Origin of the sequence: Streptomyces sp. NPDC020884, from assembly GCF_044333935.1 — a bacterium.
Taxonomy (GTDB): Bacteria; Actinomycetota; Actinomycetes; order Streptomycetales; family Streptomycetaceae; genus Streptomyces.
Genome location: NZ_JBIRRY010000013.1, coordinates 253,722 through 263,669 on the forward strand (window position 1 = coordinate 253,722; position 9,948 = coordinate 263,669).

The following is a 9,948-nucleotide window of genomic DNA, read 5'->3' on the forward strand; positions in this document are numbered from 1 at the left end:
GGTGGCAGAACCAGTGGTGCGCATCCCCGATGCGAAGGTCGCCCTGTCAACGGCCTCGGTCTACCCCGAGTCCACCGCGACGGCCTTCGAGATCGCCGCGCGCCTGGGGTACGACGGCGTCGAGGTCATGGTCTGGACCGACCCCGTCAGCCAGGACATCGAGGCCCTGCGCCGGCTCTCCGACTACCACCGGGTGCCGATCCTCGCGGTGCACGCCCCCTGCCTCCTGATCACCCAGCGGGTCTGGTCCACCGACCCGTGGGTCAAGCTCCAGCGGGCCAGGGCCGCCGCCGAGAAGCTCGGCGCCTCCACCGTCGTCGTGCACCCGCCGTTCCGGTGGCAGCGCAACTACGCCCGCGACTTCGTGACCGGGATCTGGCGGATGGCCGGGGAGACCGACGTCCGGTTCGCCGTCGAGAACATGTACCCCTGGCGCTACCGGGACCGCGAGATGCTCGCGTACGCCCCCGACTGGGACGTCACCAACGACGACTACCGGCACTTCACGGTCGACCTCTCGCACACCGCGACCGCCCGCACCGAGGCGCTCGCCATGGTGGACCGGATGGGCGACCGGCTCGCCCACGTCCACCTCGCCGACGGCAAGGGCTCGGCCAAGGACGAGCACCTGGTGCCCGGCCGGGGCGACCAGCCGTGCGCGGAACTGCTGGAGCGGCTGGCCCGCACCGGCTTCGACGGCCATGTCGTCATCGAGGTCAACACCCGCCGCGCGATGTCCTCCGCCGAACGCGAGGCCGACCTCGCCGAGGCCCTGGCCTTCACCCGCCTCCACCTGGCGGCCGCGTCCGACGCGGATCCGGCCTCCGAGATCCGCCGCCCGTGACCGCGGACCGCCCGTGACCGAGGACGCCCCCGCCCCGCGCCGCCGGGGCCGCCCCTCCCGCAGGACCGCGTCGGAGGGCCCCGACGCCCGTACGCGGATCCTGGCGGCGGCCCGTACGGAGTTCGCCGAGCGCGGCTACGACAAGACGTCGATCCGGGGGATCGCCAAGGCCGCCGGGGTCGACGCGGCCCTCGTCCACCACTACTTCGGCACGAAGGACGAGGTCTTCGCCGCCGCCGTCGAGGTCACCTTCGAACCGGCCCTGGTCATCCCCACCGTGCTCGGCGGCCCCCCGGAGAACCTGGGCGAGCGGCTGGCGCGCTTCTTCCTCTCCGTGTGGGAGGACCCGGCCACCCGCTCGCCCCTGCTGGCGATCCTGCGCTCCGCACTGACCCACGAGGCGGCGGCGAAGGTGCTGCGCGACTTCGTCCTGCGGCGGCTGCTGGAGCGGATCGCGGCGGAGCTGGACGTCCCGGACGCGACGTTCCGCGCCGAGCTGGCCGCCTCGCACATGATCGGCATCGCGATGCTCCGGTACGTGATCCGCGCCGAGCCGCTCGCCTCGGCGGACCCGGAGGACATCGTGGCGATGGTCGCCCCCACGCTCCAGAGATACTTGGGCGAGCGCTGATCCCCGGCCGGGACTGACCACCCACCGGCCACCACGTCCCGCATTCCGGACAGGCTGTCCAGATCTTGGATCCGGGGCGTACGCTCGAAAGCAGTCTTTTCTTTCACTGTCGGAGGCAGTCTTCTCTGCCGAAGGAGCGAGCGACGATGCCGCAGCTGAGGTCCCGCACGGTCACCCACGGACGCAACATGGCGGGCGCGCGCGCCCTTATGCGCGCCTCGGGCGTAGCGAGCGCGGACATCGGCAAGCCGATCATCGCGGTCGCCAACTCGTTCACCGAGTTCGTCCCCGGCCACACCCACCTCGCCCCGGTCGGCCGGATCGTCTCCGAGGCGATCCAGGCGGCGGGCGCGGTCCCGCGCGAGTTCAACACCATCGCGGTGGACGACGGCATCGCGATGGGCCACGGCGGCATGCTCTACAGCCTGCCCTCCCGCGACCTGATCGCCGACTCCGTCGAGTACATGGTCGAGGCGCACTGCGCGGACGCGCTGATCTGCATCTCCAACTGCGACAAGATCACCCCGGGCATGCTGATGGCCGCCATGCGCCTCAACATCCCCACGGTCTTCGTCTCCGGCGGCCCGATGGAGGCCGGCAAGGCCACCCTCGTCGACGGCACCGTGCGAAAACTCGACCTGGTCAACGCGATCAGCGACGCGGTCGACGAGTCCATCTCCGACGAGGACATCCTCCGTATCGAGGAGAACGCCTGCCCCACCTGCGGCAGCTGTTCCGGCATGTTCACCGCCAACTCGATGAACTGCCTGACCGAGGTCCTCGGCCTCTCCCTCCCCGGCAACGGCTCCGTCCTCGCCACGCACACCGCCCGCAGGGCGCTGTACGAGAACGCCGGCCGCACGGTCGTCGAGATCACCAAGCGCTACTACGAGCAGGACGACGAGACGGTCCTGCCGCGCGCCATCGGCACCCGCGCCGCGTTCGACAACGCGATGGCGCTGGACATCGCCATGGGCGGCTCGACCAACACGATCCTGCACCTGCTGGCCGCCGCCGAGGAGGCGGAGCTGGCGTACGACCTCGACGACATCAACGAGGTCTCGCGCCGGGTCCCGTGCCTCTCCAAGGTCGCCCCGAACGTCGCCCCCGGCGGTACGTACTACATGGAGGACGTCCACCGGGCCGGCGGCATCCCCGCCCTCCTCGGCGAACTCCACCGCGGCGGTCTGCTCAACGAGGACGTGCACTCGGTGCACTCCGACACCCTCGCCGAGTGGCTGAAGAACTGGGACGTCCGCGGCGGCTCCCCGTCCCCCGAGGCCGTCGAGCTGTGGCACGCCGCCCCCGGCTGCGTCCGCTCCGCGACCGCCTTCTCGCAGTCCGAGCGGTGGGACACCCTCGACCTGGACGCGGCCGGCGGCTGCATCCGCGACGTCGAGCACGCCTACTCCAAGGACGGCGGCCTCGCCGTCCTCAAGGGCAACCTCGCCGTGGACGGCTGTGTCGTGAAGACGGCCGGCGTCGACGAGTCGATCTGGACCTTCGAGGGCCCGGCCGTCGTCTGCGAGTCGCAGGACGAGGCCGTCGACAAGATCCTCCGCAAGGAGATCAAGGCGGGCGACGTCGTCGTCATCCGCTACGAGGGTCCGCGCGGCGGTCCCGGCATGCAGGAGATGCTCTACCCCACCTCCTTCCTCAAGGGCCGGGGCCTGGGCAAGGTCTGCGCCCTGGTCACCGACGGCCGCTTCTCCGGCGGCACGTCGGGCCTCTCCATCGGCCACGCCTCGCCCGAGGCGGCCTCCGGCGGCACCATCGCGCTCGTCGAGGACGGCGACCGGATCCGGATCGACATCCCGAACCGCTCCATCGAACTGCTCGTCGACGACGCCGAACTGGCCACCCGCCGCGAGGCGCTGAACGGGGTGTACGCGCCGAAGAACCGCGAGCGCAAGGTGTCGGCCGCGCTGCGCGCCTACGCGGCGATGGCGACCAGCGCGGACCGCGGTGCGGTCCGCGACGTCACGAAGCTCGGCTGACGCCTGGGCGCTCACCAGCGCCTCCGGCGATTCTCCCGGTCCCTCCGCAGGAGCTTCGCGGAGGGACCGACGCAGTTCACTGCTCCGGGTGCCCCACTCTCAGCCCCTCCGGCGATTGAGGAGCGGGGTCCGGGGCGGAGCCCCGGGGGCAACCGCCCCTCACCAGCCGCCCGGATCCGCCCCGTCCACCGCGAACACCGACCCGTCCGGCGCCGACCCCACGACCGTCCGCCCCGCAGCCACCGGGGCGGGCAGGTCGGACGCGTACGCCAGCTTCCCGCCGCTCAACCGCGCCCGGGTCTGCCCCACCAGCGCACCCCGGCCCGTGTCGACGGCCAGCAGCCGCCCGTCCGCAGCGGAGAAGTACAGGTGCCCGCCCTCCCCGAGCACCGGAGCGGAAGCCCGCCCGACCCCCGTCTCCAGCCGCCACAGCTCCGCCTTCGCATCGCCCACCGCGGTGTCGACGGCGAGCAGCGACCCGCCCCGCGCCAGCAGATACGCGACGTCCCCGGCCATGACCACCTGCGGCCCGTCCAGGGTGAAGGGCAGCGGGATACGGGCGGACGCGCCGCTTCCGGGCGCGTACCGGACAAGCTCGGCGGTGTCCGAGTTCTCGTCCATCGCCGTCAGCACCAGATCCCCCGCACCGGCCGTGCCGACCGGGGTGAGCACCCCGTCCAGTCGCCGCTGCCAGGACGCCCGGCCGCTCGTGGAGTCCACCGCCGTGACGAGCGTCGACGCACCGGAGGGCGCGTGCTCGAAGGCGTAGGCGAGCCCGGCCGCCGTGTCGTACAGGGCGAAATCGGGCCGCGTGTGCCCCGAGAGCCGGTGCTTCCAGCGGTCCGCGCCGCTCGCGCCGTCCAGCGCCGTCACCGTGCCGTCGTCCGCGACGGCCAGCAGCGTGTCGCCCGCCGGGAACGCGCCGCCGGGGCTCGCGGACAGCGCGGTGTCCCGGACGGCGGTCCCCTTCACCGGGTCGAACGCGCGCAGTTTCCCGTCCGGGCCGCTGGACAGCACGACCCCGCCCGAGACGATCGGCGGCGGAACGGACCGGGACGACGCGGAGCGCGCCGACCACAGCACCCGCCCGTCCGCCGGGTCGATCCTGACCGTGCCGGTCCCGGCCACCGAGCAGTACAGCGCGCCCCCCGAACCGGCGGTGGAACAGACGGGCGTGGCGCCGCCCGCGGTCCGCAGCCCGGTACGCCACGGAGTGACGGCCCCGGCGGCCCCGGCGCCCTCGCGCTCCCCGGTCCCCGCGCCGGCGCGCCCCGGCTCCGGGCGGCCCGCGTCCGCCCCGCCGCCGCCCCACACGGCGTACGCCCCGGCGCCCGCCCCCGCCACCAGCAGGAGCAGTGCCGCCGCGATCAGCCGGACGCGCGGCAGCCGGCCGCGCCGGACCGGCGGCGCGGCGCGCACATGCGTGTCCTCCTCCGAACCGTCCCGCACGCTCTCCACCGCCGCCGCGACCACCGCCCGCCGCCGCTGCGACGGTATGAACGCGTCGGCCTCGTACGACGGGGGCAGCAGCGCCCCCATCACCTCGCCCGGAGTGGGCCGGTCGGCCGGGTCCTTCGCCAGGCACCGGGCGACCAGCGGCGCGAGGTCCTCCGGCACCCCGCCGAGGTCGGGCTGGTCGTGCACCACCTGGTACGCCACGATGTACGGGCTGTCCGAGTCGAACGGCCCCCGGCCCGTCGCCGCGTGGACGATCACGGCCCCCAGCGCGAACACATCGGCCGGCGGCCCGACCTCGCGCGGCCGCTGGAACTGCTCGGGAGCCATGTAGGGCGGCGAGCCGATCAGCTTGCCGGTCTCGGTGCGCAGATCACTGTCGTACGGCCGGGAGATCCCGAAGTCGATGACCTTGGGGCCCCCGTCGGTCAGCAACACGTTGCTCGGCTTCAGATCGCGGTGGATCACGCCCGCCCGGTGGATGTCCCGCAGGGCCTCGGCCAGCCCGGCGGTCAGCCTGCGCAGCTCGGCGGGGGCCATCGGGCCGCTCCGCTTCACCTGCTCCGCGAGCGTGGGCCCGGGAATGTAGAGGGTGGCCATCCAGGGCCGCCCGGCCTCCGGATCGGCGTCGACGACGGGTGCGGTGAACGCCCCGCTCACCCGCCGCGCGGCCGCCACCTCCTGCCGGAAGCGCGCCCTGAACTCGGGATCCGCCGCGTACGGCGCGTGCACCACCTTCACCGCGAGCTGCATCCCCGACGCCGAGCGCGCCAGGTGTACGACCCCCATGCCGCCCGAACCGAGACAGGCTTCGAGACGGTAGGTGCCGGCGTACTGCGGAAACTCCGCTTCCGGATGCACTCCGGTTCCTCGCAGCGGCGGCATCGCCCACCCCCGTGTGTTCGTGCGCATGCGACGCACGGAGCCTAGTCGATGGTGCGTGCGAGAGGCACGGGGCTTGCTAGCCTGCGCGTCGTGCGCGTTCGGCGTACGCGTTTCTCAACGGGGGAGGCCCACATGGGCGTTGAAGAGCACACGCGGGAACCGGCGGCAGCCGAGGTCACGGACGGGGTGGAAGGGGTCGCGGACGGGGCGGAAGGGGTCGTGGCAGAGGCCGCGGCGACCGGCACCCGCTACCCGATCGCCCCGGGCTACCGGGTCAACGTCCGCACCGGACCGGGCACCAGCTACCGCATCGTCAGGACCCTGCCGTACGGACAGAAGATCCCGATCTACTGCCAGAAGCCGGGGGAGCGGGTCACCGGCCCGTACGGCACGTCGAACCTCTGGGACAACATCGCCAACGGCCAGTTCGTCGCGGACGCCTACGTCTACACGGGGCGTGACGGCTACATCGCACCGCGCTGCGACTGACGGGGTCCGCCGGGCGGCCGGGGGAAACGGGGATAATCGACCTCGTGAGCGAGAACAGCGAAGCCCCCGGCACCCGGCCCGCCGGAGGGACGCCCTCCGGCGGCGCCCCCTCGGCCCCGGGCCCGCAGCCCGAGCCCATCCGTTTCTTCGGCACGACCTGGGTCGACCACGACGGCGGCTACGGGCTCCGGCGCGCCGGCGTCGCCGTGGGCTCGCTGGCCGCCGCCGTGGCCGCCTGCTTCGTCCTGCGCTTCGCCTACCAGGGGCTGGAGATCGCGGAGGTCGGAGGCCTCATCGGCATCCTGGTGATCGCGATGTTCTCCATCTGCAGCGCCATCGCGTTCCGCAAGACCTGGGAGTCCTTCGGCGCCCGCCCGAAGGACCCGGACCGCGAGGACGCGCTGCGCGGACTGAAGTCGATCGGCTTCATCGGCTCGCTCCTCGCCTACTTCGTCCGCTCGCTCACCGAGGCCCCGGGCGAGAAGCTGCGCCGCACCGAGTACGAGACGGCCCGTGGCCAGTACGAGAAGCGCCGTTCGACCCGCACCGGCAACCCGGCGGCCCGCAAGCCGTCCGGCCGCAAGCGCCCGAAGCGCGCCTGAAGGCCCACCCGCCCCACGCACGACCGAGCCCGCCGACACCGTCGGCGGGCTCCGTCGTCTGCCCCCTCCCCACCCCTTGACGGACGGCGGCATCGAACGAAGAATTCATCACATGATGAATTATGCGACCGGGTCGACGCCGACCGACCCCACGAGCTCCCCGGACACGCCCCCGCCACCGCCACCGGACCCCGCGATCGAGGCCCGCGGCCTGACCGTCCAACGAGGCGCCCGCACCGTCCTGCGCGCCCTCGACTTCACCGTCCGCCCCGGCAGCATCACCGGCCTCCTCGGCCCCTCGGGCTGCGGCAAGACCACCCTGATGCGCACCGTGGTCGGCACCCAGGCCAGGGCCACCGGCAGCCTCGACGTGCTCGGCCGCCCCGCCGGGGACCCCGCGCTGCGCACCCGCATCGGGTACGTCACCCAGGCGCCCTCCGTCTACACCGACCTCACCGTCCGGCAGAACCTCGACTACTTCGCCGCCGTCCTGCACCCAGGCCGCGCCCACCGGGCCGACCGCCACGCCGCCGTCGCCCGCGCCATCGGGGACGTCGACCTCACCAGCCACGCCGACGCCCTCGCCGGCGCGCTCTCCGGCGGTCAGCGCAGCCGCGTCTCCCTGGCCGTCGCCCTCCTCGGCACCCCGGAACTGCTGGTCCTGGACGAACCGACCGTCGGGCTCGACCCCGTACTCCGCCGCGACCTCTGGGACCTCTTCCACCGCCTGGCCGCCGACCGGGGCACCGCCCTCCTCATCTCCTCCCATGTCATGGACGAGGCCGAACGCTGCCACCGCCTCCTCCTGATGCGGGACGGCCGGATCATCGCCGAGGACACCCCCGACGCCCTGCGCCGCAGCACCGGCAGGGAAACCGTCGAGGAGGCGTTCCTCCACCTCGTCGACGAGCACCTGGCCGACGACGGGCACCCGGCAGACGGGCACCCGGCCGACGAAGCCGCGCCGCCCACCGCGCCCCTCGACCAGGAGGCGACCCGATGACGGCCACCGCTCCCACCCCGGCCCACCCCGCGAGCCAGGATGCCCCGGCCCGCCCGCTCACTCCGTCCCGTACGACCGCCACCGCGTGCCGCGTCCTGCGCCAGCTGGCCCACGACCCCCGCACGATCGCGCTCCTGGTCGTCGTCCCGGTCCTGCTGATCACCCTGCTCCGGTACGTCTTCGACGGCAGCCCCGGCACCTTCGACTCCATCGGGGCCTCGCTGCTCGGCATCTTCCCGCTGATCACGATGTTCCTGGTGACCTCGATCGCCACCCTGCGCGAACGCGCCTCGGGCACCCTCGAACGCCTCCTCGCCCTCCCGCTCGGCAAGGGCGACCTGATCGCGGGCTACGCCCTGGCGTTCGGCACGGTCGCGGCCCTCCAGTCGGCGCTCGCCACGGCCGTCTCCATCTGGCTGCTGGGCCTGGACGTCATCGGCTCCCCCTGGCTGCTGCTCCTGGTCGCCCTGCTCGACGCCCTGCTCGGCACCGCGCTCGGCCTGTTCGTCTCCGCGTTCGCCGCGTCCGAGTTCCAGGCGGTCCAGTTCATGCCGGCGGTGATCTTCCCCCAGCTCCTGCTCTGCGGCCTGTTCACCCCGCGCGAGGCGATGCACCCCGTCCTGGAGGCGATCTCGAACGTCCTGCCCATGTCGTACGCCGTGGACGGCATGAACCAGGTCCTCCACCACCCCGACCTCACCGGCGACTTCGTCCGGGACATCGCGGTCGTCGCGGGAAGCGCACTCCTGGTCCTCTGGCTGGGCGCGATCACCCTCCGCCGCCGCACGGCCTGACACCGCCGGTGCGAGGATGACGGAAAGACGACGGTCAGGACCTTGACCCGAGCAACGCCCGGAGGGTGAACGCATGACCCAGACAGTCGCAGTCCTCGGCACCGGCAAGATCGGCGAGGCCCTGCTCAGCGGGATGATCCGGGCGGGCTGGCGACCGGCCGACCTCCTGGTGACCACCCGCCGCGGCGACCGGGCCCAGGAACTGCACACGCGGTACGGGGTCGAGTCCGTCACCAACGCGGAGGCGGCCAAGAACGCCGACGTCCTCATCCTCGCGGTCAAGCCGCAGGACATGGGCAAACTCCTGGACGAACTCGCACCGCACGTCACCGCCGACCGTCTGGTCATCAGCGCCGCGGCCGGCATCACCACCGGGTTCATCGAGGACCGGCTCACCCCTGGCACCCCGGTCGTCCGGGTCATGCCCAACACCCCGGTCCTCGTCGACGAGGGCATGTCCGTCATCTCGGCCGGCAGCCACGCCACCGGCGCGCACCTCGCCACCGCCGAGGAGATCTTCGGCGGCGTCGGCAAGACCCTGCGCGTCCCGGAGTCCCAGCAGGACGCGGCCACCGCCCTCTCCGGCTCCGGCCCCGCCTACTTCTACTTCCTGGTCGAGGCCATGACCGACGCGGGCATCCTGCTGGGCCTGCCCCGCGCCCAGGCCCACGACCTCATCGTCCAGGCCGCGATCGGCGCGGCCGTCATGCTCCGGGACAGCGGCGAGCACCCGGTCAAGCTCCGCGAGGCCGTCACCAGCCCGGCCGGCACGACCATCAGCGCCATCCGGGAACTGGAGAACCACGGAGTGCGGGCGGCCCTCATCGCCGCGCTGGAGGCGGCCCGCGACCGCAGCCGCGAGCTGGCCTCCGGCAACGGCTGACACCCAGCTCAGGCCCACTCTCCGCCCCCGGCCACCGGTGCCGCCGGCCGGGGGTTGACACACTCCGGACACGTACGTAGTGTGCTCCGAGTTGTCCGACGTGAGCGCCGACCCCGGTCGGTCCCCGGACAGCCATTCCGCAGAACCACGACAGGACGCGCGACCTCGTGTCGCATACCTTTTCGTGTGCCTGCGCGAAATGAGGAATCCGCGTTCGAAGGAACGCACCCCGATTAGCGTCGGGGCGCAGGAATCCGCTAATGTCTCACTCGTCGGAACGGCCCAACAGCCGGGAAGACAAGCCCTGCTGACTGGGAATCAGGCCCGAAAGGATCTGATAGAGTCGGACTCGCCGGAAAGGGAAA

The 9,948-nt window shown here is 72.8% G+C and carries 9 protein-coding genes; 8 read left to right on the forward strand and 1 reads right to left on the reverse strand.

Annotated features, from left to right (window positions below; translation table 11 throughout):
* Window positions 1-13: 13 nt before the first annotated feature.
* The 3 genes from ACH4UK_RS34180 (at window position 14) to ilvD (ending at window position 3,472) form a co-directional block, all read left to right on the forward strand.
* Window positions 14-844 (forward strand): sugar phosphate isomerase/epimerase family protein, encoded by an 831-nt coding sequence (locus ACH4UK_RS34180; RefSeq protein WP_398362742.1) that lies wholly within the window; start codon window positions 14-16, stop codon window positions 842-844.
* A gap of 13 nt (window positions 845-857) precedes the next feature.
* Window positions 858-1,475: a TetR family transcriptional regulator gene (locus tag ACH4UK_RS34185; RefSeq protein ID WP_398362701.1), complete on the forward strand. Its 618-nt coding sequence runs from the start codon at window positions 858-860 to the stop codon at window positions 1,473-1,475.
* A gap of 146 nt (window positions 1,476-1,621) precedes the next feature.
* Window positions 1,622-3,472: a dihydroxy-acid dehydratase gene (gene ilvD, locus ACH4UK_RS34190; protein ID WP_398362703.1), complete on the forward strand. Its 1,851-nt coding sequence runs from the start codon at window positions 1,622-1,624 to the stop codon at window positions 3,470-3,472.
* Between the two features lie 159 nt (window positions 3,473-3,631).
* Here the strand turns inward: ilvD and ACH4UK_RS34195 are convergent, their stop codons facing one another.
* The gene (locus ACH4UK_RS34195; RefSeq protein WP_398362744.1) at window positions 3,632-5,812 is read right to left on the reverse strand and encodes a PQQ-binding-like beta-propeller repeat protein; all 2,181 of its coding nucleotides are present in this window, start codon (window positions 5,810-5,812) and stop codon (window positions 3,632-3,634) included.
* 132 nt (window positions 5,813-5,944) lie between these two features.
* Here ACH4UK_RS34195 and ACH4UK_RS34200 point away from each other — a divergent pair, with 132 nt between their 5' ends.
* The 5 genes from ACH4UK_RS34200 (at window position 5,945) to proC (ending at window position 9,583) form a co-directional block, all read left to right on the forward strand.
* Entirely contained in the window at window positions 5,945-6,301 is a 357-nt protein-coding gene (locus ACH4UK_RS34200) for an SH3 domain-containing protein (RefSeq protein ID WP_398362705.1), read from the forward strand.
* Between the two features lie 44 nt (window positions 6,302-6,345).
* On the forward strand, window positions 6,346-6,903 hold the full coding sequence (locus tag ACH4UK_RS34205) for a hypothetical protein (RefSeq protein WP_398362709.1): 558 nt from the start codon (window positions 6,346-6,348) through the stop codon (window positions 6,901-6,903).
* Between the two features lie 112 nt (window positions 6,904-7,015).
* Window positions 7,016-7,906, forward strand: coding sequence for an ABC transporter ATP-binding protein (locus ACH4UK_RS34210; RefSeq protein ID WP_398362711.1), 891 nt, complete (start codon window positions 7,016-7,018; stop codon window positions 7,904-7,906).
* A complete protein-coding gene (locus ACH4UK_RS34215; protein ID WP_398362712.1) occupies window positions 7,903-8,700 on the forward strand; it encodes an ABC transporter permease in 798 nt (265 codons plus the stop codon). The genes ACH4UK_RS34210 and ACH4UK_RS34215 overlap by 4 nt, the downstream gene beginning before the upstream one ends.
* A 73-nt stretch (window positions 8,701-8,773) precedes the next feature.
* Entirely contained in the window at window positions 8,774-9,583 is an 810-nt protein-coding gene (gene proC / locus ACH4UK_RS34220; protein WP_398362714.1) for a pyrroline-5-carboxylate reductase, read from the forward strand.
* Window positions 9,584-9,948: the final 365 nt, after the last annotated feature.